Source organism: Nostoc sp., assembly GCF_036919815.1.
Taxonomy (GTDB): domain Bacteria; phylum Cyanobacteriota; class Cyanobacteriia; order Cyanobacteriales; family Nostocaceae; genus Nostoc.
Map to the genome: position 1 here is coordinate 27,038 of NZ_JBALCE010000095.1, position 26,542 is coordinate 53,579.

Below are 26,542 nucleotides of genomic sequence, written 5' to 3' on the forward strand. Positions count from 1 at the left end.
CAGGACTCATAACTCAGCACTCAATACTAATAACGCCTGAAGGGCAGCTTGGATAATATTGTCATACTGTGGTTGAGAGATATCAATTTCTTGGGCGTTTTGACGATTAGTTCCCAGCAAACCAATTATATGTCCTGGCTGCATCGCTAAGACTTTGCCTTCAGAATTTTTAATTCTTAATTCTGCTTCAATACCGTTTTTATAGAAACCACAAGTATAATGTCGCTGGTTGTACTCAAAAGTGGTGCTTGACGGGATAGGTGGCGAAGCAAAAAATTGTTGAAGCTGAATTGGCAGTCTGACACCGATTAACTCTAGTTCGATGGTGGTGTTACCGTTAAAGTAATTTTCTCGCAGTTTGTAAGCAACATCCACTGGCGATGGTAGGTGGAAATAGTCGCCCCAACGCCAAGCGATCGCTTTGATTTTATACTGCTGATTATCGACAGTTTGGGCAATTGTCAATTTAATGTGACCCTTACCAACGATTTTTTGCTCAACCACTTGGACATTAGGTGTCCAGAAAATTGGATCGGGGTTGTCCATACCGCAGGGGTGCAGAGCATTAAGTTGTTGGTAAAGCTGCTGATTGATTTGATTGAGGTTGACTTCGGCATCAATTTTGAGCAGAGGCTTGAGATGCTGGGGTTCAAGACACTGGTTAGCAAACTCAATCAAACGCGATCGCAACACCTGTAAATTCTCTGCTGGTAAAGAGAAACCCCCGGCTGCTTTGTGTCCACCAAATTTGCCTAGTAAATCGTGACAATATTCCAAAGCTTCAAACACATGAAACTCTGGAATTCCTCTTGCTGAACCGCGTATATGTTCCTCATCCTCATAAGTACCGATGAACACTGGAACGCCATAACGTTCCACCAAGCGGGAGGCGACAATCCCAATAACGCCGTGATGCCAATTGGGTTGAACAACAACTAATACCCGGTCTTTTTGTAGAGATGCAACAAATTCTGTCTCTACATAAGCGATCGCTTCTTGTTCAATTTGCTCACACATTAGCTGGCGACTGGCATTTGTTTGTTCGCACTGCATTGCGAGTTCCAGCGCCACCCCCATATCATCTGTAGTTAGCAATTCAATCACAGTTTGAGGGTTGCCAATTCGACCAATAGCATTAATTCGGGGTCCCAGACGAAAACCGATATCTTCAGGCTTTAACGATTTTGGATTTTGGCTACGCTCAGTCGAACGATTTTGGACTTCGGCTACGGTTCCGTCGAGCGAAGTCGAGATGCTCAGTCGAACGATTTTGGATTTTGGATTGGGGATTTTCTCCCCTGCTTCCCCTGCTTTCTCATCTCCCCTTGCCTCCACGCCGCCTACCTGAATTAATGCCCGCACTCCAGGTAAGTTAGATTTGGGTAAATGCTGTAAACCACGTTTCACCCAACGGCGATTTACGCCAGTTAAGGGAGCTAAATCTGCGATCGTTCCCAGTGTAAATAGTGCTAACATCGGCTGGATCAAGCCCTTAGTCTCCCCTAGCTGTTGTGCTAGAGACACTGCCAAAATGTAGGCGACACCAACACCAGCAACACCCCGATAAGGTGAGGATTCAGCTATTAGTTTCGGGTTGAGGATAGCGTTAGCCGGCGGTAATTTTTGGGGGAGATCGTGGTGATCGGTGATAATAACTGCAAGACCAAGTTCTCTAGCTCTAGCAACTGGTTCAAACGCAGAGATACCATTATCTACAGTTAGAATTAATCCTACACCTTCGCTGTGAAATTCTTCAACTATGCGTTTATTAATACCGTAGCCTTCGTGCATCCGACTGGGAATAGCATAATCTACTTGTGCGCCTAAAGTGCGGAGACTACGTAAAAGTAGAGCAGTGCTGGTCATCCCATCAGCATCGTAGTCACCACAAATAGCGATTTTTGTTTGAGAAGCGATCGCATTTTGCAACAACTCCAAACTAATCGCCAAATCTGGGAATTCTTCCAACGGCGAAGGCAAAACTAAAGACTCTGGATTTAAAAAGGCTTCTACCTGTTCTGGTGTTTCCATACCCCGATTAATCAACAACTGGCTGACAATCGGGGAAATATTTGTCAAAACCGCTAAATTTTGGGCAAATTCTGGTTTTTGCGGATAAATTTGCCAGCGCTGATTAGGTAAGCGCCTGCGAGGTTTTGCGAGTTCAGATACAGATCGGTCTAGCACAGTATAAATTTAGGAGTTAGGAGTAGAGACGCGATTCATCGCGTCTGTTATGAGTGTTGAATTGAAAGTTATTTCTTAATTCATAACTCATAACATTATTTGCTATCTAAAACACGTTTATCCTACCATCATCCATAATATATAATGAGCGATCGCCTGAAGAACGCAAAGTCGGACGGAGTTCAAGCCGCAATGTGCCAAAGTTAGGTTTCGAGACAATTGCTTGTAGTGATAAACCAGTTTCGCTCCAAAATATCACAGATGTATTTGGCTGCGTACCCTCTATTTGTTCTAAATTTAATTTCTGTCCTGGACTCAAGGATATTGCATCAGTCCCGGAGGGTTTTTGGATTTTAATCAGGTTAGGTGTGCTATTTATAACTTCAACTCGGATGTGTTGCCCAGGTTTAAACTCAATTGGATGCAAACCACACTGAGAGGCGCAAGTTCCAGCTAAGGTTGCACTGGGATTATTGATTGATGCAACTAGAATGCTAGCTGTAACTAAAGCAAATGACAGAGGCTTAAACATAATACACAGTATAAGTACTATACTGAAATATTACTCCAGCTTCGTACTATTAAGCCTCAGCATATTTTCCTGAATTAACGTAAATTCGACAGTTTATATAGTAATCAAAAGACCTCTCCCTGGTTTGACTACGCAAAACCGTCCCTCTCCGACTCGGAGAGGGACAGACTGGAACTTTAGTTCAAGGCAGGGAGAGGTTCGTTGAACTCACGTCAGAATGCAGAACTGTAACGCATTCCCCACCGTCATTACGAATTACGAACTTGTACTGAGCGCAGCCGTTGGCGCAGCCTCTCGTAGAGAAGTATTACGAATTTACCCAAACCGTCCACTGATATAATCCTCAGCTTCTTTAGTTTGAGGAGAACTGAACATTTGGGCTGTAGGATTAAACTCAACTAATTTTCCGCGACGTTTGCCATGCTCGTCAATTTCTGTATTAAAGAAAGCCGTGAAATCTGCGACTCTAGAAGCTTGCTGCATATTGTGTGTCACCATAATGATGGTATATTGCTGCTTAAGTTGTAAGCAGAGTTCTTCTACTTGACGGCTAGAAATTGGGTCGAGAGCAGAACATGGTTCATCCATCAATAATACATCTGGCTTCATGGCGATCGCACGGGCAATGCAAAGCCGTTGTTGTTGTCCACCAGATAATGCAGTACCCTTCTCTTTGAGTTTATCTTTGACTTCATCCCAGATAGCAGCGCGTCTGAGGGAATCTTCCACCAATTCATCAATGTTACCTTTGTAACCGTTAGCACGCGGCCCAAAGGAAATATTTTCGTATATTGACTTAGGGAAAGGATTCGGTCTTTGAAAAACCATTCCGACTTGGCGGCGTAATTTTACAGAATTGATCTTAGGATCGTAAATGTTGCGATCGCGATAATTCAATCTACCCTCAACCTTAGCTCCAGGGATTAAATCATTCATCCGGTTGAAGCAACGCAATAAGGTACTTTTACCACATCCTGAAGGCCCAATAAAAGCAATAATTTGTTTATCAGGAATCTTTAAATAGACATCTAAAAGTGCCAGAAATCCTCCATAGAAGACCTTCACACCTTCAACATTGAAGACAGTATTATCTTGGTCGATTGTGGCACTATCTAATTGACTTTTACTATTGCTATAAGTCATTTTACGTATCTCCTAATAACCGTGAATGTATCCAATTAGATATTTAATTACTTAAACAGGATGTGCAACATATTTTTAAAACCCCGCTTCCATTCCTCTCCCCGAAACGGCGAGAGGCTTTAAGTCTTGCTCCCCTTCCCTTGTAGGGAAGGGGTTGGGGGTTAGGTTTGAGAGAAAGTTGCATACTGCGTTTACCTAAGTTATTGAGAAGCGTTGTCGAATATAAATTGCTACACCATTTAAAACTAAAATCAAGAGTAACAACGCAATAATTGTCGCTGCTGCTGCACTAGCAAAACCCGGTTCAGGACGAGTTATATAACTGTAAATTTGAATGGGTAATGCCATAAACCTCTGAAACAAACCAGGGTTAAAGGTGAGAAAACCCACAGCACCTACAACAATCAGAGAGGCTGCATCACCTATAGCGCGGGATACAGAGATAATCACCCCCGTCAAAATACCGGGAATAGCATAGGGTATGACATGATTGCTGATAGTTCGCCATTTTGTGACACCTAATCCGTAAGAAGCATTTCTCAGGGAATCTGGGACAGCGCGAATTGCTTCTCTAGCTGTCACAATAATTACTGGTAATGACAACAAAGATAAAGTCAACGCTCCAGAAATCAAAGCGGGGCCAAACCCAAGCAAATAATTGAAAACTCCTAAACCCAGCAATCCATAGACAATAGAAGGTACTCCCGCCAGATTACTGATATTAATCTCAATAATCGCTGTCCACCAAGCTTTAGGTGCATACTCTTCTAGATATAAAGCTGCTCCGACACCAATGGGGACAGTAACGAAAATTACAACAGCTCCCAAAAGAATGCTGCTAATAATCGCAGGACGAATACCACCTTGGTCAGGAAAACGAGAAGGAGTTTCCGTGAGAAAGCCGGGTGACAAAAATCTGCCTAATCCGTCTCGAAAAATATCAAAAAGTAGCAACGCTAGGATAAATAAACCAATCAGCAATCCTAACAAAAAAAGTCCTTCAAATACTTTCCCTAATGTCTCCCTACTCTCAACATTATCGGTAAATTCTGCCGCAGAATCTAGAGAATCATCTTGTTGATAACTTGTAGCCATATCTATTTAGTCGTATTTTTCTTTAAAGCGATTAGCAATCCAGTAACTAACAATATTCAAAGCAAGGGTAAGTAGAAACAGAACAGCGCCTACAGCATATAATGTCTTGAAATTGAGACTACCGCGTGGACTATCTCCACCAGAAATTTGTGCCATGTAAGCTGTCATTGTTTCTACTGATTCCGCAAAATTAACAGTTAGTCTTGGTTGTTGTCCGGCGGCAATGAGGACAGTCATTGTTTCACCCACAGCGCGAGAAATACCCAAAATAATTGAAGCGATGATTCCAGAAAGCGCGGCTGGTAGAACTACTTTAAAAATGGTTTCCAGTTTAGTGATACCTAAAGCATAAGATCCTTCTCGCAAAGAACGCGGAACTGCTCGAATAGCATCTAAGCTGATAGAACCAACAGTAGGAGTAATCATTACCCCCATCATTAACCCCGCACTCAAAGCGTTGAATATTTCCAGAGGGAGAAAATTCCGCAGCAATGGTGTAAGGAACAACAGCGCAAAGTAACCATATACTACTGTAGGTATTCCCGCTAAAAGTTCTACTGCTGGACGTAAAATTGCTGCTACTTTGGGTTGGGCATACTCACTTAAATAAATCGCAGAAGATAAACCTAGAGGAATAGCAACTGCCATTGCAATAGCTGTAGTCAAGAAAGTGCCATTAATCAAAGGCCAAACACCAAAATGTTTATCGGCAAATAGAGGTGTCCATTTGGTATCAAGAAAAAATTGGGCAAAAGAGACTTCTTGGAAAAAACTGAATGTCTCTTGAAAGATAATTACGACAATCCCAAAGGTAGTCAAAACAGAGACTAAAGCACAAGCAAATAAAATTACCGCAACAATCTTTTCTGATATATCTTCAGATGCATTTTTATCCAGTGACTCTCTGGATTGTAAATAAGGAGCGTCTTGAGAATTGGTATTTTGCATAAACAATTAACTTCTCATGAAAATTAGACTACAATGCCTGAAACTTAATTTAAATAAAGTTTGTGATCGGTTCACCTGGTTTTGCTTTTTTAAATTTTGTCCCAGTTTCACCAGTAGCAAACTTTTGTTTGACTTTGATGTAAACTTCATCAGGTAATGCTACATAACCAACACTATCTACCCACTTCCAAGAATTTTCTAGATAAAAATCCACAAATTCTTTTACTGCTGGCTTAGTATCTAAGGATTTTTTACTGACATAGATGAACAGAGGACGAGACAAAGGTGTATAGATATTTTTAATTACATTATCCACTGGAACTGGTTTTTCACACTTTCCTTTAAGACTTTCTACAGCAACTAGATTGAGTTTATCTTGATTTTGAATGTAGTAAGATATCCCTACATAACCCAAAGCTGATACATCACCTGATACTCCTTGTACGAGAAGGTTTTGATTCTGAGTGGCAGTGTAGTCTGTACGGCCATTCTTGGCTTTACCAGTCACAGCTTGAGTCATATAATCGAATGTTCCCGTATCAGAAGATGGGGCATACAGCTTCAGCTTTTGGTTAGGAAACTTGGGATTAACTTGATTCCATGTCAATATTTTGCCGTCTGATTTTCCGCCCCAAATCCTACCCAGTTCCTTAATAGTTAGACATTTGACAAAGTTATTTTGGCGGTTGGCAATTACGGCGATGCCATCTAAAGCTATAGGCAACTCGACAAATTTAATATTTTTACTTTGACATTTTTTGATTTCCTCATCTTTAATGGTACGAGAAGCACCAGCTATATCAAGATCGCCATTACAAAATTTACTGAAACCCCCACCAGTACCACTTGAGGCCACGCTTACTTTAGCTTCAGGTTTGACTTTACCGTATTCTTCTGCAACTGCTAAAGAAATAGGAAAACCTACAGCTGCACCATCAATACTCACCTGACTTTTCTTTTCCTCCTTACTGCTACAAGCAGTGATACTGCTGGCAATAATCATTAAAAATGTCAGTAAAATACTATCCTTAAATCTGCTAAGAAAGCTCATAAATTATCAATTGAGATGAAGTTACTGTGAATTGCTTATGCTTGCCTATCTGCAAGTAGAGAATGCTGTATTAAAAAATAGATATCATGCTTTGTTTGCAGCTTGAACTTTCTCAAAAATTGCCCCCTCTGCAAAAAACTTTTTCTGGATAATATCCCAGCCACCTAAATCTTGAGATGTGAATAAAGTTTTAATTGGGGGATGTTGTGATGCTACTTCTTGGGTAACAGTAGGGTTAACAGGACGATATTGTAATTTTGCAAATTCCCGTTGAGCTTCTGTCGAGTAAAGAAAATCAACAAATGCTTGTGCAACTTCTCTTGTACCGTGCTTATCAACGTTTTTATCGACTACTGCGACAGGATTATCAATGGAAATATTGACTTGGGGTACAACATAAGGCAACTTCGTCCCATTTTTACCCGCCAAAATTACCTCATTTTCGTAGTTTATTAACACATCTCCCTGACCTTTTTGGAAGAATAAATCGCTTGCTTCACGGGCATCTTTCGTTAAAATAGGGGTGTTTTTATAAACTTTGGTGACATAATCTAATGCTGTCTCCTCATCACCACCTGTTAGACTCACCGAACCCCAAAAAGCCAAGAATTCCCAGATAGCGATACCAGAAGTTTTTGGGTTAGCTGCAATCACTTTCACGCCATCTTTTGCTAAGTCTGCCCAAGTATTGATGCTTTTTGGATTGCCTTCGCGCGTGACGATCGCAGCAACCGATCTACTCACAATACCATTTCTCGGTGATTTTATTTCCCAACCTGATTTAATTAAACCTGCAAGAGCAATTTTGTTGACATCTAGGGGAAGTGCCAAATGTACTATATCTGCTTCTTGCGAACCTGCAATGACAGCAGCCGTTTGAGCTACAGAACCTCCATAACTTTGCTCAAATGTGACGTTTTGGTTATGTTCTTGCTTCCACTTTTGGACAAATTTGGGAATTATCTGGTCATGAGCTGCTTTGGTGACAGAGAAAGAAACTAGTCTAAGCTTGACATCACCCTTAGTAGCTGAACTACTTCCAGAGCAGGAGGCAACTGCTACACTCAAAAAAGTACCGATGAGAAACAGACTCACAAAGCTTTGTACACTGCGTCCATTCAACCAACTTCTAATTGTGTGTTGATACGAAAGCTGTATGGACTGCAAAGCTTTCACAGCATAAACTTGCATTCCTTCAATTAGAAATTTACCCAATTGTCTTGGTTGTTGCGACTTGCTCATCAGAATCACCCCTAAATCTACGGTATTTCTAGGCGTATACCGTAATTACGAGAATTATAGGGTATATAGAATAATATTTATCATCTGGCTTCAATTTTTTTTTACTTAGTGAGCAATTGATCGTTGAAAGTAGCAAATAAATCTGGATTTATCAAGGCATTTGCAAAATATGGCTTGTTTCTACTGTGAAGCAAAAAAATTCGGTAACATTCATACATAATATTTGCCAAATAATATGTAATCAGTAATACCAAATAGTCAATTTAACGTTAAAAGGGCGGTTTCTAACCGCAACTACACCAATACGGTTCGGTTAAGGGATTTCCAAGAAATAAATTATCCAATAAAACGTAGACGCGGAGCGGCTTGCCGCAGGCTACCACAGAGGCGCAGAGGGCACAGAGATAGGAAGAGGAAAGAGGATTGTTATATGAGATTTTTGGATATTTTTAAATTTGGAAGTCCCTAAGCCCAAAAAATAAAAATGTCTAGGTTGGGGAGCCAGTGCGTTGGGCGGCTCCGCCGACTTGAAGCATCTGGCGTTTGAGGAACGTAGCTTTCCTCCAGCAGCGTAACCAACGTTTTACGGGGTTTGTTGGGTAACGCAAAGCCTCAACCCAACCTACAAATATTCTTAACCGAACCGTATTGCAACTACTTTACGCTTAAGAAAGAAAATTTCCCATTAATGCCGTTTGCTTCCATCTTCAATTGGGCAACGTAAAACTCTTTCTGAATGACATCACCTACTGGTGTAAAAGCAATTTCCCCAAGAGGAGTTTGATAATTTCCTTTGAGTAACTCCTGATTTAATTGTGTACGCAACTGTGGCAGCGTCAATTTGTTAATTTTGCTTTTTTTATCCAAAGATTGTAGAGCTTCTACATATACTTGTAAGGCAGTAAAAGCTTGAGCGGTTACTTGGGGTGGTTCTCTATGATATTGTTCAACGTAGGCTTTACGAAATGCAGTGTTAATTTCACTGGAATATACAGGACTGTAAGCTTGAGCAATAATCACGCCATCACAAAGCGCTCTACACACAGAAAATATATGAGATGTGTTAAAACCATTGCCACCGATAATTATTCCTTTATAACCAAGTTCGCGTAGTTGTTTAACTAAATTACCTCCATCTACAGCTAACCCGGATATAATCACTAAGTCTGGTTTTAAATTAATCGCATTGCTAGCTTGAGTTTGAAAGTCAGTATCTGTAGTTTGAAACTTTTGTACTGTGACTAAATTCAATCCTAAATTTTTAACTGTCTTCTGAAAAATTTCTGTTTCCGACTTATTAAAAGCATCATTTTGAGCGTAAAATACAGCGACTCTTTTGATTTGAGAATTTTGCTTGAGTGCAGCTTTCACCGAATAAGGAGCGACGACAGCAACAGATGAAGAAACACGAGCAACATAATCACCTATTTCGGGAATACCTTTAGCAGTATTTGATGCTGCAATAACTGGAACTTGATTTTTTTCTGCTATGGGATCAGCGCTAAAAGCTTGTTGTGATAGGGTAGGTCCAACAATGGCAACAACTTTATCTTTATTAATTAAAGTTTGAAAGGCATTAATAGCTCCAACTTCATCGCCACCAGTATCTTGATATACTAATTTAATTGCTCTACCATTGATACCACCTTGAGCATTGAAATACTTTTCAGCAATTTTTACTCCATCAGTTCCTTCTTGACCAAGTAATGCTACATTGCTTGTTTTGGCAAAAGCGATACCGATAGGAATAGCATCAATACCTGTTGTTACTATTGGATTATTTGCAGAATTTGCACCAGTATTACCACTTTTACCACAGGCTATTAGTAGCATAGAGCAGATAAATAATAATACCGTTTGATGAACGATACCAACGGACGGCCTAAGGGCGATCGCATTTTTCATAGATGCATGAGTATTATGTTTATTATGATAATACTGGCTATGTAGGCAAAGCGCACTGTAGGCATCAGAATTCGTATAAAGATAGTCAATAGCCTGTTGTCTAGCCCTTTAGACCCATAGCGGTGAGCCTGCTAAAAAAAAATTACTAAGAATCTGACTAATTATATCTTGATCAGACGTATACTTAATCAGCTTAATAGCAATACAAGCCTATACAATAATAGTTAGTGTGAGACATTTGGGAGAAGAAGTTTTGGCGACTATTACCGATATCGGTACACTAATCACAATAAACCCTAAACTGCGTCGGGGTCGTCCTATTATCGCGGGGACAGGTACATCAGTCCGTCGCATAGCTGCTTTATATAAACAAGGTGACAACGCAGAAGAAATTGCAGCTGATCTGGATCATCTAACCTTAGTACAGATTTATGCAGCACTAACCTACTATCACGCGAACCGAGAGGAAATTGAGGCTGATTTAGCATCAGAACAGGCAGAATATGAACGATTAGCAGCACTACACGCAAAGAAAGCTCAGATTTAATAATGAGCAACATTCGTTTGTACCTAGATGAGTATGCAAGGAGTCATAAGCTTTATTCAGCTTTACGCGCTCGTAGTGTAGATGTGATTACTGTTGCGGAAGCGGGAATGCTATCTCGGAGTGACGAAGAACAATTGAATTGGGCATTAGAGAATCAGCGAGTAATTTACAGCTTTCATCTTAAGGATTTTTATCAGTTGCATACAACTTTGTTGGAACTCCCCACGTTCCAAGCAGGGATTATTTTGGCACAGCAAGGTTACTCTGTAGGCGAACAAATGCGCCGCTTGCTAAAGTTAATTGCGGCTAAACCAGGAGATAATATGCAGAATCAAGTGGAATTTTTGAGTAGTTGGGGTGATTCGTAAGATTATCCAAGTGCGATCGCCCTTTATTATCTCGTTTAGTTATTTAAATTAGACCGCTTATGTTATCTAATACATTTATTAGTGCTGAGTAATAAATTTTACTTTTTAGGTGCAAAGGCACTAAGAGAAACTTTGTGTTTAGTAGTTGTCTGGAAACCAGATTTAAAATAAAACCCTTATTATCTCGTTACAATCGATGTATGCATTAGGCATTCAAGAGTTATCAGCCATGAAATTGATTTCCGAGCCACCGATTCCTGTAAAAATTCAAAAGATGAAGGAACGGGTGCGGTGGATGCATCCAAGTTTTGTAGAACGGGGAATTGACCAAACCAGCATGGTGATTGACGATCGCAGGCAGGATAGTCCAGAATTTTCCTTTATGGTTATCGGTGATTCCGGCACCAAATCCCATTCTCGACACCACCCCCAACGAAAAGTTGCTGAACTAATGCTGACTCACCGCGATGATTGCAGTTTTGTGTTGCACACAGGCGATGTCATCTATGTGGTGGGTTCCCAAGAGTATTACTCGACAAACTTTATTGAGCCTTACCGGGAATTTCTTGTCGGTGGCGACAACCCCAAAAGCATTTCCTACGATCGCATGGTGTTTAATCTACCATTCTTGCCAGTCCTTGGTAATCATGATTACTACGATGTGCCGTTAATGTACCGTTTATTTACGGGAACAACATCGTCACTACGTCGCTTGTTGCGCTACAAAGACATCGAGATTGGCTGGCATGGATCGTATCAAGGTAATGCTTATGCGCGAGCATTTATGGACTATACCCAGGCGATCGCTTCCCCACAAGAGTTAGAACGTCATTTAGATCAACATTATACTGCTAAGACCCATACAGGGCGGTGTTTGCGTTACGAACCTGGAGATTTTACCCGCTTACCCAATCGTTATTACACTTTCCGTTACGGCGGGATTGATTTTTTCGCTTTGGATTCTAATACCTTTAATACACCATCACCTTTGCCTGCAACTCAAGAAGGGGAAATTTACCGTCGCCAATTAGAAAAGCGTCGCCAGGAAATAGATCAAGAAGAATTGCAGATTTTGGGAATATGCGATCGCCTCAACCCAGATAAACCCACCGACGCGGAACAACTTGATGAGCTTAGTGCCAAATTAGACCAAATAAATGAGATCAAAATCGATATTGAAAAACAACTAGCATCTGAGAAAATGCCTGCGATCGATTTTGAACAACTTGAATGGTTGCGAAGCAGACTAATCGAATCTTGGAACACCTCCGAAGTGCGCGGACGTGTAATCTTTTTCCACCATCCACCCTACGTCACAGAAGCTACTAAGTGGGATCAGGCGCAAACTTTGGCGGTTCGTCACCGCTTGCGCTGGGTATTTGAACAAGTGGCAGAAAATCTTGGTTCTCTAATTAAAGAGCGTCCCATAGTAGATTTGATTTTAAATGGTCACGCTCACTGTTTGGAGCATCTTTGCACAACTGATACCGGATTTGCTGACTCCCACATTAACTGCATTATCTCTGGTGGTAGTGGTCATCGTCCCCGCTATCAACGCCGAGGCGGGACTGAATTGATGGAGACTTTTACCGAAATTGCTGGTAAACCGATTCGGAAAGTTGCAGATTCAAAGCTTTTTGTCGGTCGTCATGACTACAATTTTCAGAATCGGCTGCCTTACTCATGTGTGCGGATTGATGTTCTGGATGGTAGCCCACCCAAGTTTATCATCAGACCACTGATCGCTGAACGGATTGAAGATGAGTGGTATAACCGCGAACTTGAACCATTTGTGATTTAAATAAAATCTCACCCTGGGTCTGCTATGCAAAACCAGTCCCTCTCCTTACTAAGGCTACGGTTGTACACACAAGTCAAATTACCACCCCCCTTAATCCCCCCTTTCTAAGGGGGGAAACAAGAATCTAGTTCCCTCGCCTTTCCAAGGGGAGGGTTAGGGTGGGGTAAATCTGACGCGAAAAACCAGGTGAGTAAATCTATTTCAGACTTGTGTATACACCGTAGCCTTACTAAGAAGAGGAATGTCCGCTAGGACAGGGTTCAACGAAAATTATTAGTAATCATGTGATCGCGCCTTCATTACTTGAAAATCAAATCTAAGCGTTGCTGGGTTACTTTGAGTGATTCTGCTGGCGAACTTTTACCCAGCAATACAGATTCAATTGCCCTACCTAGACTATCGGAAATCCGATTATAACCAGGAAATATCGGACGCGATCGCCCATATTTAGCTTGATCTAAAAATACCTTCACCTGTGGTATCTTATTCACAAAATCCTGATATTTTGGACTTTGGCGAGACTTCAAATTCACCGGTAAATAGCCAGTTCCTAATGCTAATTCTGTCTGAAATTCTTCACTCAAAGCATATTCGGCAAACTTAAAGGCTGCTGTTTCGCGTTCTAGCGTGGTTTTGAACAAGAAGAGATTCTCACCACCAATAACAGTAGCAGGTTTCTGCCCAACCGGAATTGGAAAAACATCAAAATCAACACCAGTCGCTTGAAATTGCCCCAGAGTCCAAGGGCCATCTAATTGCATTGCAACTTTACCAGCCAGCAAGTCATCTATCTCATAACCCCGTTCCGGGCCGGATAAAATAGCGGAACCGTCTGTAATTAAATTGCGCCAGAATTGCAAAGCCGCGATCGCACCTTGATTATCTTGCAAATTTACTCCTGCCGCATTCTGGGAATCACCACTCACCAACTCGCCGCCACCACTCCACATAAACGGCAACCATGTAAACACTGTAAATTCTCCCTTCCCCAAAGGCAAAAACATCCCATATTGATCTATTCGTCCATCGCCATTGGTATCACGAGTTAATTTCTTCGCAACTTGCCCAAACTCCTGCCAAGTGCGGGGTAATTCAGTAATCCCTGCTGCCTTAAATAAACTCGGACGGTAAAAAATACCAACATTATTTGTAGCAAAGGGCACTGACCAAATCTTACGGTTGTATTTCATTGATGCATATAAAGCCGGGTCAATATCGGCTTTTATTGGAGATTTTTCGAGCATTTCATCCAAAGCTAAAATAGCACCGAGTTCGACTAATTGACCTGCGATCGTGGGATTATACCACAATAAATCTGGAGGTGCATTTCCTACCACTGCCGCTAAAATCTTAGGCGTTTGCTGATCCTGTTGTCCAATATAAAGCGACTCTAGTTGAATATCTGGGTGAGATTGATTGAATTTGTCTACCAGCTTTTGCAGCACATCCCGATTTGGCGGCGGATTTACACCGTGCCACAGGGTTAAATGAATTACTTTATCTTCTTTAACACCAGGGAAGATATTTTGACATCCAACTAAAGCTAGTATGCCCACCAATAATCCTAACAGCAAGCTCCGAAAGTAGTGTGATACTTTCTTTCTTTTTCGCCTGGCATGGCGAGGAGAGGAAAAAAATCGGGCATAATGTTGATTAAAATGATTGCTCATTTATCCTAATTCCCTCACAACAACTGCGCCACTCTGATGTCGGTTTGCAGAATTATCTGAAGTCATGGTTTTTGCAAGCGTTTATATCTTAATCTTAAATAGAGTTTTGATAATTTTAGATTATGGCAGGACACAGTAAATGGGCAAATATTAAGCGCCAAAAAGCGGTAGTAGATGCAAGGAAGGGAAAAACCTTTACTCAGTTATCTAGGGCGATTATCGTTGCGGCTAGAAGCGGCGTACCAGATGCGGCGCTGAATTTTCAACTTCGCACGGCAATTGACAAAGCAAAGGCTGCGAGTATCCCCAATGATAATATTGAACGAGCGATCGCTAAAGGTGCAGGCACTTCTGGCGGGGATAATGCTACTTTTGAAGCGATTCGTTACGAAGGTTATGGCCCTGGTGGTGTAGCAATTTTAATCGAAGCCCTCACAGATAATCGCAATCGCACTGCTGCTGACTTGCGTGTAGCTTTTAGTAAAAATGCTGGTAATCTTGGTGAAGTAGGATGCGTTAGCTGGATGTTTCACCAAAAAGGCGTTTGTGTGGTGCAGGGTGTGGTTGACGAAGAACAGCTTTTAGAAGCATCCCTCTCTGGCGGTGCCGAGTCTTATGAGATGATTGAAGATGAAATGGCTGAGGTATTTACTGATCTGGCAAATTTAGAAACCCTTAGCCAGACACTCAAAGAGCAAGGCATTAAAGTAATTGATGCCGAATGGCGCTGGATTCCCAGTAATAGTGTAGAAGTTACTGATTCCGATCAGGCGCGATCGCTTTTCAAGTTAATTGATACTCTCGAAGGCTTGGATGATGTGCAAAATGTCACAGCTAACTTTGAAATATCAGAAGAATTGATGGCTCTGAGCATTTCTTAATCAAAATTAATCCAGCGATCATAGCCCTATGGAATAAGAATTAAATAAGATACAATTTATCTCCCTGGCTTACCTTACCCTCAATCCCTCTCATTATAAAGGAGAGGGAAGTTAGAGACAGGATGAAGTTTTGCATTTTATTTAATCGACGTTCCGATCAAGTTACTCGGCTACTTGCGGAAAAACTCCGTCAATTTTTCTCTGTAGACTAATAAATATTCAGGTGTATATAGATGCTAATTTTGGTAAAAATCTCCATAAAAACTTCATATAAATAACAAGATATCGACATACGTCTTTGTCATATTTAATTCAGAGATTCACTGAATAAATAGAATCAAGGAAATCACATGAACAAATTTGCTAAAGGTTTAATTCTAGCTCTAGCGATTGCTACCCCCGTAGCCCTTGCTGCACCAATCTTTCAAGCTACACCCGCTTCAGCTGCTGTTAGGCATCATAAACATCATCACAAACCAATACGTCACCATTACATTCGCACACATCATCAATAATCTGCTGTTGTCAAACACAGCAGATTATTGATGATAAGTTACTCTTAGCTCAACAGACGGCAATCCCCACACCAACCGAGTACGGTCTGGTGTGGGATGAAAGGCGCGGGAGTGGAGAGATATAGTAATTAATGTTTTTTGGGTATGCCAAAAAACATTAATTACTATTGTTCTGCCATGACCCATATTCATTATATTTATAATTTATAACACCACGATTAATGGTATTATAAATAAGTACAAACAAAGCCAAAAATGCTGGTTGTACACTTGTCTTGAGCGAACGCGAGTGCGTCTCGGAGAGAAGTCGAAACACTGAACCTAGACAATCTAGAATATGGGGTTCCATCCAAGAATAGACTTGTGTTGAGCGTAGTCGAAACACTGTTTTGTCATCTCCGTGAATGGGTAAAATTCTAGCGGTACTAAGGTAGAACATACTTTTTGGTACTTGTACCCTTCTCTAGGAGAGGCTGCGCCAACGGGAAGCAAGCTACAAAGTCTGCGGAGGGGCATCTCGTGGACTCAAAATAAAGCGAGAGTTTTTGTCCGACGGGATACCGGGAGTCACTGAGAAGCCTGCACTGTATGCTTGCATCAGTGTAGGAGTATGTCACTAGTAATAGTTGGTAGTAGCTCTGCAAGAAAATTTATACTTTATTTATCTTCACAATAAATAAAGCTGTGTAACCTCGCTGTTGTCCTCAGTCATCGGCGGGGTTTTTCAATATTTGCTTCTATTAATACCAATTTAAAATAGGACTTACGCAAAACTACACGCGGTAGGGGCAATTCATGTAGCTTTAGCTGACCACAGGGTATTGCCCCTACCTAAAAATCATAGTTTCAGCTATTGTTTGCGTAAGTCTTATGAAAAATGATTGCGACAGATGGAAACCTGAAACGCTTATCCAATAGATGTTTCACAATCCAAAATGGTATAACTTGCTCAAAGGGGAGCGATCGCGTCAAAATAAGAGTTAGACGCTGTAACCTAACTTAACAATGACCCTAACGCAGCTTGAGCAAATTTCCCCTCAACCAACACCACCAAATGAACGGGGATATGAATATGATTTGGTAATTGTCGGCGGTGGGATTATTGGGTTAACTCTAGCCTCTGCTTTAAAAGATTCTGGCTTGAGTGTCTTGCTGATTGAGGCGAAAGTTGCATCAGTGGCGGTAGCAAAGGGGCAAGCCTATGCAGTTCATATGCTTTCGTCGCTAATTTATCAAGGAATTGGAGTTTGGGACAAAATGTTGCCTCAAATCGCCAAATATTGCCGCGTTCATCTTTCTGATGCCGATTCTCCCAATGTGGTGGAATTTGCCACAGATGATCTAAATATACCAGAGTTGGGTTATGTGGCGGAACACCAAGCACTGTTGCAACCGTTGCAGGAGTTTGTCGAAAATTGTCCAAATGTGACTTATTTGTGTCCGGCGGAAGTGGTAAATACGCACTACCATTCCGATATAGTAGCGATAGATATTAAAGTTGCCGATCAATTACAGACAGTTAAGAGTAAATTACTTGTAGCCGCAGATGGGGCGCGATCGCCAATTCGTCAAGCTGCTGGGATTAAAACTCTGGGCTGGAAGTATTGGCAGTCTTGCATCGTGGCATTTGTCAAACCCGAAAAACCGCACAACAACACCGCTTATGAGAGATTTTGGTCTAGCGGTCCTTTTGCGATTTTACCTTTACCGGGGAACCGTTGCCGCATTGTCTGGACAGCCCCCCACGAAGAAGCAAAAGCTTTATGTGCTTTAGATGATCAGCAATTTTTGGCAGAATTAACCCGTCGCTATGGCAATCAAATGGGGAAATTGGAATTACTCGGCGATCGCTTTGTATTTCAGGTACAACTCATGCAAAGCGATCGCTATGTTCTCCCCCGACTGGCATTAATTGGTGATGCGGCGCACAATTGCCATCCTGTCGGCGGACAAGGTTTAAATCTGGGTATTCGGGATGCAGCAGCTTTGGCGCAAGTAATCCAAGCAGCGCATCAAGCGGGTAAAGATATTGGTGATATTCAGATTCTTAAAGGTTATGAACGCTGGCGTCAGCTGGAAAACCTGACGATTTTAGGTTTCACTGATTTGTTAGATCGAATGTTTTCTAATAATTTCTTACCTGTGGTGGTGGTGCGTCGCCTGGGTTTATGGTTTTTGCAGCGAGTCCCTGTATTAAAAGTGTTTATGCTGAAGTTAATGATCGGTTTGAAAGGGCGGACTCCAGAATTGGCAAAACGATAAACGCTACAGTATACCAGCTTGAAAAATCTGATTTGGGGTAAGATTCAATTCGGGAAAAGTTTGGGAAACAATGGGATTGCTTTCTCGAAACTGAGTTATCTGATATTCCCCATCAACTAAGTTACAAACAGAGATTGTCGGTTGTTTGGGATTACCGATAAAATTACGTCCACCCAAGGCAGCATAATCGACAATCCAGTATTCGGGGATACCCATTTCTTCATAATCAGCATATTTTATATAGTAATCGTCCCGCCAGTTGGTTGATACAACCTCAATTGCCAAAGGTATTGATGCACCTAAACTAACAATAGATTGTTTTTTCCATAACTTTTCTTTTACCAGATTTGCACGATTTAGCACCAACACATCTGGGAAGTAACCAGAATCTTTTTCAGGAGGTCTAACTATAACTTGGTTGGGCATGAAGTAGGGCAATCCTAGACGTTTAATTTCAAAAGGAATTTCGATACCTAAAAATCCTTTAACTTCCTCGTGTTCCCCTACTGGTTGCGCCATTTCAACAATTTCTCCTTTATGTAGTTCGTAGCGTACTCGTCGATTTTCGGGTAGCCAATCAACGAATTCCTCAAAGGTTACTAGCTTGGGTATGGCTTGAGTCATAGATGATAGAGAATTACTGAATGATAGAAATATTATCTCTAATTTAGGCGAATGCGGACGGCTTTTTCACCACGCTTAATGCCGTTTCACTTTAATAATAATACAAATACTTTGGTAGGGGCACAGCAATGCTGTGCCCCTAAGAGAAATCTATATGTATCAGGGTTTGTATGAAATGGTATAAGAGGGTGTTTGAAAAGTTATACAGTGTGATTTTTTACCCCCCTTATAAAGGGGGGAAACAAGAAAATCAAGTTCCCTCCCCTTTATAAGGGGAGGGTTAGGGTGGGGTAAAAATATTTGATACATCAATCACGACTTTTAAAACATCCTTTAAGAGCCAGGGTATAAATCATCATAGTTTTCACATATTTGTGTCCGAGTAATTCCTGTACTGTGCGGATGTCATAGTTATTTTGCAGTAAATCGATAGCGAAACGTATAACAACCCACCTTTTTTTCAATACCAGCTTGACGAACCGCTTGTTTTAATGCTTTTTGTAAACTACTTTCATGGCTGCTTTATGTTCAGACTTTAAGGAAAAAGGGCATTCTATGTAAAGACAAGAAACCTTGATATCAAGCAGCCATTAAACAGATGATTCAACAAAAATCCTCTATATTCCCTCATTCGCTAAGGCAAATCGGAAGCACTATTGTTTTAGCGATTGCTTATTATGGAATGGCTGAAATATCACGGCACCTTGCCTCCACACCCCAAAATGTGACTCCAGTTTGGCCTCCAGATGGAATTGCTACTGGGGCTGTTCTGTTGTTTGGTAACTGGATCGGCTACGGTGTTTTGCTGGGTTCATTTTTCGCCAACTTCTGGGCGTTCCGAGATCCCACAAGTTTATTATCCTTGGTGATTTCAACGCTGCCAGTTTTGGGAATTGCGATCGGAACAACTCTGGGGACTCTGTTGGGTGCTTTCCTGCTGCGGAAAACTACCAACCTTCGCTATCCCTTAGAACGTGTCACCAACGTGTTCAAATTTTTGATCTTAACCGGCATGGTGGGGCCGATGATTAATGCAACTGTTGGAGTGGCTTGCTTGGCGTTGAGTGGTAAAGTTGCCTGGACAGCGTATGGGATGGTCTGGTTAACCTGGTGGATTTCTAATGTTTCAGGAATTTTTATCGTCACTCCGATTCTGCTGAGTTGGGGACAATTCATTCAAAAAAACCGACATCCAATCTGGCAATGGTTATTCCTCAGTTCAACCTCAGAGGATTCTGAAAATCTTCCTCATCTTCGACATTCAAGAGCAAACTCACACCCTTTAAGATTTTGGTTAATCGTAGAGCCAGTTATCCTGATAGGGTTGGTCATTTTCATCGCCAAAGTTGCTTTTGGTAAGGGATATCACCTAGAGTATATGTTAATTCCGATGTTAATCTGGTCTGCCTTTCGACTGGGGCAACCGGGTGCAACACTGTTAACTTTTATTGTGGCTGCGATCGCAGTGAGCGCAACCGTCAATGGCAAAGGTAGTTTTGTGACTGCGGATCTGAACGAATCTTTGATGCAACTGCAATCATTTATTGGCGTGATTACACTTACCATTCTGGTGCTGACAGCAACGATCGCCGAACGAACACAAGTAGAAACCAAACTGCGTTTAGCTTTTGCCGAATTAGCCAGGACTAATGAAACTCTGGAAGTTCGAGTTGAGCAGAGAACTGAACAATTGAATCAAAAGAATACGACTCTGAAGCAAGCCCTACAAACACTCAAGCAGACTCAATTGCAGATGCTTGAGAGTGAAAAAATGTCTGCATTGGGACAGATGGTGGCAGGGGTTGCCCATGAAATCAATAATCCGGTTAATTTCATTGATGGCAACTTGACTTATCTTTCTGAGCATATCCAAGGCTTATTGAAAGCATTGCAAGCTTACCAACAGCACTATCCCAATCCACCTCAAGCCCTGCAAGCAGAATTGGATAAACTTGAACTGGACTATTTACGGGAAGATATAACCAACATTCTTCAGTCGATGAAAATTGGTACTGATCGTATATCTACTATTGTGTTATCGCTGCGGAACTTCTCGCGCTTGGATGAGGCAGAATTGAAAGCCGTAGACATTCATCAAGGGATTGATAGTACTTTGATGATTTTGCAACATCGATTCCAAGCGACAGCCGATCGCCCACAGATCCAGGTTATTAAAGAGTATGGTCAGTTACCACTGATTGAATGTAATGCTGGCTCCCTTAATCAAGTGTTTATGAATATTTTTAGCAATGCTGTTGATGCATTAGAAGAATCTAATCAGGGGCGTTCGTTCCCAGACATTTCAGCCAACCCCAATGCCATCTGGATTCAGACTCGTCAAATCGATACAAACCAAGTGATGATTATGATTTCTGACAATGGAATGGGCATTTCAGAAGAAATTCGCTCTAAACTATTCGATCCTTTTTTCACCACCAAGCCCGTTGGCAAAGGCACTGGTTTGGGTTTGTTTATCAGTTATCAAATTGTGACTGAGAAGCATGGCGGTAATCTTTGGTGTGAGTCCACACTGGGGCAAAGCACAAAGTTTGTGATTGAGATTCCTTTTAAAAGCTCAGAAGATTGCTTGAGTAAGCACAATATCAGCACGAATGATGAATAGGGCATGGGGCATTGCAAGGATAATTTCGAGAAGCGATGAATGCCTACGGCGGGCTTCGCCTACGCATTTGTTATATTGGGAACCGCATTTGTTATATCGGTAAGCGCATTTGTTATATTGGGAACCGCATTTGTTATATCGGTAAGCGCATTTGTTATATCGGGAACCGCATTTGCTATATCGGTAAGCGCATTTGTTATATCGGGAACCGCATTTGTTATATCGGGAACCGCATTTGCTATATCGGGAACCGCATTTGCTATATCGGTAAGCGCATTTGCTATATCAGCGATGCCTACGGCTGGCTACGCCGGAGCATAGTAGCATTTTGGAAGCGATCGCTTCACTCAGATGTGGTAAATGCATTTATTGGATCAAGTACCCAAGATAGATGTAATAGTATATAAAATGTGTTATGTACTCAATACTGGCAACCAGAGGATTGAAAATTAGGATTTTTGTACATAAAATTAAAAATCGTTCGACTGAACGCTCACGACAAGTCTAAAATTAAAAATTGGACACACTGATGGTTAGGAGTGTTAGAGTTTCAAGAAATTCACCGGAACTTTTCAGCGGGTATTCATGCTGAAGAAACTACAGAAAAAGCAAATTTCGATAATTGCGGGTGCAGCACTGTTTGCCTTTTTAGCTGGGGCAATGGTATCAGCACCTGAGATTGGCAAGTCTCTGGGGAAATGGCTCAAACTGAGTCAAAATCAAGCACAGCCAACATCAGAGGGTAGCATTGCCCAATCGGCCGTTTTTCCACTGGTATCAGAATCTCTGCCAGAACGGGCGGCAAAACTAGCAGCGATCGCCGGACAATCGCGATCGCCAGACCGGAATCGCGCTCGTTATCTTTTGGCGAGTGATTACATTGAAAGAACCCAAGCAAAAAAAGCCCTGGTTTTACTGGACGGACTAGAGAAAGACTATCCGCTCCTGGCACCCTACATTTTGCTGAAACAGGCGCAAGCACAGGATATACTGGGCGAGGATGGCAAAGCCTCCGATCTCAGACAAAACGTGCTGAAACAGTATCCCAAAGAAGCGGCGACAGTGAAAGCGCTATATCTGATTGCTCAACCGAAGCAACAAGAAACCGCGATCGCTCAATTTCCTTCTAATCCTCTGACTTGGGAAATTATCCGCAAACGCTTGCAAGAAAATCCCAATCAGCCACAATTAGAGTTGATTTTGACTAAATATGCCTATGATCAACCAGGGATAGTGGGCGTTTTGGATCAGTTAGTAAAACAGCCTACCCTGAAACCCGAAGACTGGGAACTCATTGGTACAAGCTATTGGGAAAATAATCAATTTCTGAAAGCGGCAAATGCTTATGCCAAAGCACCGAAAACATCCCGCAACCTCTACCGTACTGCACGAGGGTTACAGGTAGGAGGCAATCAAGAAAAAGCGATGCCTGCGGCGGGCTACGCCTACGCCACCTATAAACAATTAGTGCAGCAATTTCCAAATACTGAAGAAACCGGGAATGCTCTACTGCGTTTAGCAGAAATGGCCAAAACAGGTAAAGACGGCTTACCCTATCTTGAGCAGGTAATTAGTAAATTTCCGAAACAAGCTGGTACTGCACTGGTACAAAAAGCCAAAACTCTCCAAGCTACGAATAATCAAAAGTCAGCTAGCCAAGCGTGGCAATTACTCATAGCCAAATACGGCAATTCTGATGAAGCCGCAGAATATCGCTGGAAAATCGCCCAAGATAAAGCCAAAACTAAAGATTACGTCGGTGCTTGGCAATGGGCAGAACCAATTGTCACCAACAATCCCAACAGCATTTTAGCTCCGAGAGCAGGCTTTTGGGTAGGAAAATGGGCAGCTTTATTAGGGAAACAGCAGGAATCTCAAACTGCTTATCAGTATGTGATTAGCCAGTTTCCTTACTCTTACTATGCATGGCGAGCCGCAACGATGCTGGGGCTAAATGTCGGCAACTTTGACAACGTGCGCGTCATGAACCCGGAAGTAATCACACCCCAGCGCCCATTACCCCCTGCTGGTTCTGAAACTTTCAAAGAATTATATCTGCTGGGTCAAGACCGCGATGCTTGGTTACAATGGGAAACAGAATTTCAGAACAAAATTCAGCCAACGGTAGCCGAGCAATTTACTGAAGGTTTGATGCGGCAGGCTAAGGGAGAAAATCTCACCGGAATTGATAAAATTTCTAAATTGGAAGACCGGGAAATACCAGCTGAACTTGCCCAATATCAGACTCTAAGCAAGCAAATCACCTACTGGCAAGCGCGTTATCCATTTCCCTATCTCCGGGAGATTGAAAAGTGGTCTACTGAGCGTAAACTCAATCCTCTGTTAGTCACTGCTTTAATCCGTCAGGAATCACGGTTTGAGCCAAAAATCAAATCCGTTGCTAACGCTACTGGTTTAATGCAGTTGTTGCCGAGTACAGCTCAATGGATTGCCCCACAAATCAAGGTGGATATCAAAACCATAAACCTAGAAAATCCCAACGATAACATCATGCTGGGTACATGGTATTTGGATCATACCCATCAGCAATATAACAATAACTCGCTGCTAGCGATCGCCAGTTACAATGCTGGACCTGGTAATGTTTCCAAATGGCTGCAAACTCTAACTACAAAAGATCCAGATGAGTTTGTTGAAGAAATTCCCTTTGATGAAACCAAAAATTATGTCCGGCAAGTATTTGGCAACTACTGGAATTATTTGAGGCTTTACAACCCTGAGATTTCTAGCACCGTCGCCAAGTACTCGACCACACACCCAAAACTACCGGCGCGATAATCTTAAAAAGTTATGAGTTGTGAATGTTGAGTTAAAGCAATTTTCAGGTAAATAGACCACGCTGTAGGGACACAGAGAAAGCTCATGCGTGTCAACTTAACGTAGAAGTTAGGCTTGGCAAGCTTTCGAGGTTTGACCCTCACCCCCAGCCCCTCTCCCAAAATTGGGAGAGGGGAGCAAATTCTCTAGTTCCCCTTCTCCCAACTTGGGAGAAGGGGTTAGGGGATGAGGGCAAAACGTCTTCTCAAAGCAGATTTTTTCTTAAGTTGACACCAATGAGCATTGCTATGCCCCTACGACAGATGTGATTCAAATAAATGAAACCTGCTGTAAAGTAATTTTTTAATTCCAAGTTCACAACTCATAGTCTAGTGATGTGTTACCAAATTTTACACATAATTAAGGTGAGGCGATCGCTGTTTTTTCTGTTGAGAGGGTGAAGCGATCGCTAGCTAATATTTTATTATCCATAAATAAATTTACTTGCTCTGTATCCTTATCTGTTTCGCTCAAGCAGACAGGAGTATAAATTTTAAGGTAATTCTCATCGGAAATTAATTTAATTATTAGTAAATACATTTAGATTATTATTAGACAAGCATTTGCGAAGTTGAAAAAACAATGAAATAAAAATATTTAGGAATCTTTTTGGAATGGCTGCCCTTTCCACTGTAGGTATGCAATAGAGATAAGTTCAAATCAGCTATAACTAAAGATGTAGCGGTTGACAGTAATTTTATATTTATAGCGTTTCCTAATCACATGAGGTACATCATAGCCCCCTCCTCGCTTGCGGGGAGGGGGTTGGGGGTGGGGTTCTTGTACCTCATTCAACCGAGAACCGCTATAGCAGTCCGATTTTATTGATAAAGCCTTCTTAAAAACCTCAAGTGCAACCAGAACAGTGAAGCAAATCATCAAAGTTTGGATAAATATAGATCCATTTTCCTTACAGTCACGCCTCACGGTTGGTATTGCAGCATTTTCAGCTTTAGTATTAGGTAGCCTCGCTACATGGACTAGTTGGAAAATGCAGCAAATTTTAGTTGATAGTCATAAGAATAATATAGAAGAAATCGCCAAGCGTTTGCCGCGAGATGTGCAACTTTATAGTGAAATGATGCAACCTGAAACTGGGTTGCAAAAGGCGATTAATAACTTGGCAAATACCAACACATTATTATGGCTAAAAAGTCCTGATCAGAAAATTTTAATCAAATCTGCCACTTTAGATTTATTATCTGATACTACGGTAGCTGAGTTAATGTCCCTAACTAAGATGCCGATTAAACCACAAGTTTACAAAGTGAACCAAAGCTACTTTGTTTTATGTGGTAGTTCTGTACAAGTGCAGGGGAAATTACTGGGTGAGTTATTTGTAGTAAAGGATATTACCCGCGAACAGACAATGTTTGTGGTAATGGTACAAAGTTTAGCTATTATTAGTGTTTTGGCAATTATTGTTTTAACTACTGCGATCGCATTTTATATTAAGCGTTCTCTGCAACCTCTGCGCCAGCTAAATCAAATGGCTTCTGTGATTTCTGCTGAAGATTTAGGACAAGCACAGCTATATCTTGATAATCCACCCAGCGAAGTCAAAGAATTAGCTCAAACCTTAACTATGCTGTTATCGCGCCTCTCACAATCTTGGGCGCAAGAGCGAGAATTTGTAAGTAATGTTTCTCACGAGTTACGCACACCCTTGACAATTGTACATGGTTATTTGCAAAGCGTTTTACGAAGACAGAATAACTTAACCCAAACCCAACAAGAAGCTTTAGAAACTGCTGCATCGGAAGCTGAACGCACCATCCGCCTGTTAGAAGATTTACTTGATTTAGCACGAGCCGATAGCGGTTATTTATACTTTCAAATTAAATCTTATGTGCTGAATGATTTGGTTGAAGAAGTTGTAATGATGGCAGAAAAATATAGCGATCGCATAATTAAAATCGAGTCAACAATTTATCCAATTGAGGTAAAAGCAGACTACAATCGCCTCAAACAAGTATTATTGAATTTGATTGATAATGCTATTAAGTATTCACAAGCGGACACACCCATAATTTTTAAGTTAAATCAGCTTCTAGACAAGGGAATTATTCAAATTTGTGACAAAGGATATGGCATTCCTTTGCAACAGCAAGCACGAATTTTCGAGAGATTTTACCGTGTAGATGAATCCCGCTCTCATGCTACTGGGGGTTGTGGTTTGGGTTTATCGATTGTCAAGACACTTATAGAAGGTATGGGGGGTAGTGTAAGTGTGCAATCAAAGTTAGGCGAAGGGAGTACGTTTACAATCAGTTTACCTACATATAGCAGTTCTATCTGATTTGTGAAACA

General features: G+C 41.4%; 22 protein-coding genes. 10 read left to right on the forward strand and 12 right to left on the reverse strand.

Annotated features, from left to right (window positions below; all coding sequences use genetic code 11):
* Nucleotides 1-6 precede the first annotated feature (6 nt).
* From V7K15_RS22815 to V7K15_RS22850, 8 genes are all read right to left on the reverse strand, one after another.
* Nucleotides 7-2,187, reverse strand: coding sequence for a single-stranded-DNA-specific exonuclease RecJ (locus V7K15_RS22815; protein WP_334909054.1), 2,181 nt, complete (start codon nucleotides 2,185-2,187; stop codon nucleotides 7-9).
* Nucleotides 2,188-2,293: 106 nt separating this feature from the next.
* Nucleotides 2,294-2,719, reverse strand: a complete 426-nt coding sequence (locus V7K15_RS22820; protein WP_334909056.1) for a hypothetical protein — start codon at nucleotides 2,717-2,719, stop codon at nucleotides 2,294-2,296.
* A 315-nt stretch (nucleotides 2,720-3,034) separates the two neighbouring features.
* Nucleotides 3,035-3,862 (reverse strand): phosphate ABC transporter ATP-binding protein PstB, encoded by an 828-nt coding sequence (pstB, locus tag V7K15_RS22825; protein WP_334909058.1) that lies wholly within the window; start codon nucleotides 3,860-3,862, stop codon nucleotides 3,035-3,037.
* Between the two features lie 195 nt (nucleotides 3,863-4,057).
* Nucleotides 4,058-4,957, reverse strand: a complete 900-nt coding sequence (pstA, locus tag V7K15_RS22830; RefSeq protein ID WP_334909060.1) for a phosphate ABC transporter permease PstA — start codon at nucleotides 4,955-4,957, stop codon at nucleotides 4,058-4,060.
* A gap of 6 nt (nucleotides 4,958-4,963) precedes the next feature.
* On the reverse strand, nucleotides 4,964-5,905 hold the full coding sequence (pstC, locus tag V7K15_RS22835; protein ID WP_334909062.1) for a phosphate ABC transporter permease subunit PstC: 942 nt from the start codon (nucleotides 5,903-5,905) through the stop codon (nucleotides 4,964-4,966).
* Nucleotides 5,906-5,954: 49 nt separating this feature from the next.
* Nucleotides 5,955-6,956 (reverse strand): PstS family phosphate ABC transporter substrate-binding protein, encoded by a 1,002-nt coding sequence (locus tag V7K15_RS22840; protein ID WP_334909064.1) that lies wholly within the window; start codon nucleotides 6,954-6,956, stop codon nucleotides 5,955-5,957.
* An 84-nt stretch (nucleotides 6,957-7,040) separates the two neighbouring features.
* Nucleotides 7,041-8,198 (reverse strand): sulfate ABC transporter substrate-binding protein, encoded by a 1,158-nt coding sequence (locus tag V7K15_RS22845; protein ID WP_334909066.1) that lies wholly within the window; start codon nucleotides 8,196-8,198, stop codon nucleotides 7,041-7,043.
* A gap of 654 nt (nucleotides 8,199-8,852) precedes the next feature.
* A complete protein-coding gene (locus V7K15_RS22850; protein WP_334909068.1) occupies nucleotides 8,853-10,103 on the reverse strand; it encodes an ABC transporter substrate-binding protein in 1,251 nt (416 codons plus the stop codon).
* A gap of 253 nt (nucleotides 10,104-10,356) precedes the next feature.
* Between V7K15_RS22850 and V7K15_RS22855 the strand changes: the two genes are divergently transcribed.
* The 3 genes from V7K15_RS22855 to V7K15_RS22865 all read left to right on the forward strand — a co-directional run bounded on the left by V7K15_RS22855 (nucleotide 10,357) and on the right by V7K15_RS22865 (nucleotide 12,819).
* Complete coding sequence (locus V7K15_RS22855; RefSeq protein ID WP_334909070.1) at nucleotides 10,357-10,650, forward strand: DUF433 domain-containing protein; 294 nt, start codon at nucleotides 10,357-10,359, stop codon at nucleotides 10,648-10,650.
* A 2-nt stretch (nucleotides 10,651-10,652) separates the two neighbouring features.
* Nucleotides 10,653-11,018, forward strand: coding sequence for a DUF5615 family PIN-like protein (locus tag V7K15_RS22860; RefSeq protein ID WP_334909072.1), 366 nt, complete (start codon nucleotides 10,653-10,655; stop codon nucleotides 11,016-11,018).
* 229 nt (nucleotides 11,019-11,247) lie between these two features.
* Complete coding sequence (locus tag V7K15_RS22865; RefSeq protein WP_334909074.1) at nucleotides 11,248-12,819, forward strand: metallophosphoesterase family protein; 1,572 nt, start codon at nucleotides 11,248-11,250, stop codon at nucleotides 12,817-12,819.
* A gap of 299 nt (nucleotides 12,820-13,118) precedes the next feature.
* Here the strand turns inward: V7K15_RS22865 and V7K15_RS22870 are convergent, their stop codons facing one another.
* Nucleotides 13,119-14,489: an ABC transporter substrate-binding protein gene (locus tag V7K15_RS22870; RefSeq protein WP_334909076.1), complete on the reverse strand. Its 1,371-nt coding sequence runs from the start codon at nucleotides 14,487-14,489 to the stop codon at nucleotides 13,119-13,121.
* 122 nt (nucleotides 14,490-14,611) lie between these two features.
* On the opposite strand from V7K15_RS22870, the gene V7K15_RS22875 reads away from it, so the two are divergent.
* The 3 genes from V7K15_RS22875 to V7K15_RS22885 all read left to right on the forward strand — a co-directional run bounded on the left by V7K15_RS22875 (nucleotide 14,612) and on the right by V7K15_RS22885 (nucleotide 18,147).
* Nucleotides 14,612-15,370, forward strand: coding sequence for a YebC/PmpR family DNA-binding transcriptional regulator (locus V7K15_RS22875; protein WP_334909078.1), 759 nt, complete (start codon nucleotides 14,612-14,614; stop codon nucleotides 15,368-15,370).
* Between the two features lie 350 nt (nucleotides 15,371-15,720).
* Nucleotides 15,721-15,885, forward strand: a complete 165-nt coding sequence (locus V7K15_RS22880) for a hypothetical protein (protein ID WP_334909080.1) — start codon at nucleotides 15,721-15,723, stop codon at nucleotides 15,883-15,885.
* Between the two features lie 1,005 nt (nucleotides 15,886-16,890).
* Nucleotides 16,891-18,147 carry an FAD-dependent hydroxylase gene (locus V7K15_RS22885; RefSeq protein ID WP_334909082.1) on the forward strand — a complete coding sequence of 419 codons (1,257 nt, stop codon included), beginning with the start codon at nucleotides 16,891-16,893 and terminating at the stop codon, nucleotides 18,145-18,147.
* 3 nt (nucleotides 18,148-18,150) lie between these two features.
* Here the strand turns inward: V7K15_RS22885 and V7K15_RS22890 are convergent, their stop codons facing one another.
* Together V7K15_RS22890 and V7K15_RS22895 are read right to left on the reverse strand one after the other, a co-directional pair.
* Entirely contained in the window at nucleotides 18,151-18,771 is a 621-nt protein-coding gene (locus tag V7K15_RS22890; RefSeq protein ID WP_334909084.1) for a Uma2 family endonuclease, read from the reverse strand.
* 308 nt (nucleotides 18,772-19,079) lie between these two features.
* Nucleotides 19,080-19,235, reverse strand: coding sequence for a tyrosine-type recombinase/integrase (locus V7K15_RS22895; RefSeq protein ID WP_334909086.1), 156 nt, complete (start codon nucleotides 19,233-19,235; stop codon nucleotides 19,080-19,082).
* Nucleotides 19,236-19,369: 134 nt separating this feature from the next.
* Here V7K15_RS22895 and V7K15_RS22900 point away from each other — a divergent pair, with 134 nt between their 5' ends.
* The 3 genes from V7K15_RS22900 (at nucleotide 19,370) to V7K15_RS22910 (ending at nucleotide 24,193) form a co-directional block, all read left to right on the forward strand.
* Nucleotides 19,370-21,394, forward strand: a complete 2,025-nt coding sequence (locus V7K15_RS22900) for an MASE1 domain-containing protein (RefSeq protein ID WP_334909088.1) — start codon at nucleotides 19,370-19,372, stop codon at nucleotides 21,392-21,394.
* Nucleotides 21,395-21,429: 35 nt separating this feature from the next.
* Nucleotides 21,430-21,801: a hypothetical protein gene (locus V7K15_RS22905; RefSeq protein ID WP_334909090.1), complete on the forward strand. Its 372-nt coding sequence runs from the start codon at nucleotides 21,430-21,432 to the stop codon at nucleotides 21,799-21,801.
* A gap of 178 nt (nucleotides 21,802-21,979) precedes the next feature.
* Nucleotides 21,980-24,193: a lytic transglycosylase domain-containing protein gene (locus V7K15_RS22910; protein WP_334909092.1), complete on the forward strand. Its 2,214-nt coding sequence runs from the start codon at nucleotides 21,980-21,982 to the stop codon at nucleotides 24,191-24,193.
* Between the two features lie 399 nt (nucleotides 24,194-24,592).
* On the opposite strand, the gene V7K15_RS22915 is transcribed toward V7K15_RS22910, so the two are convergent.
* Nucleotides 24,593-24,772: a hypothetical protein gene (locus V7K15_RS22915; protein ID WP_334909094.1), complete on the reverse strand. Its 180-nt coding sequence runs from the start codon at nucleotides 24,770-24,772 to the stop codon at nucleotides 24,593-24,595.
* A gap of 325 nt (nucleotides 24,773-25,097) precedes the next feature.
* Here V7K15_RS22915 and V7K15_RS22920 point away from each other — a divergent pair, with 325 nt between their 5' ends.
* On the forward strand, nucleotides 25,098-26,531 hold the full coding sequence (locus V7K15_RS22920) for a sensor histidine kinase (RefSeq protein ID WP_334909096.1): 1,434 nt from the start codon (nucleotides 25,098-25,100) through the stop codon (nucleotides 26,529-26,531).
* Nucleotides 26,532-26,542 lie beyond the last annotated feature (11 nt).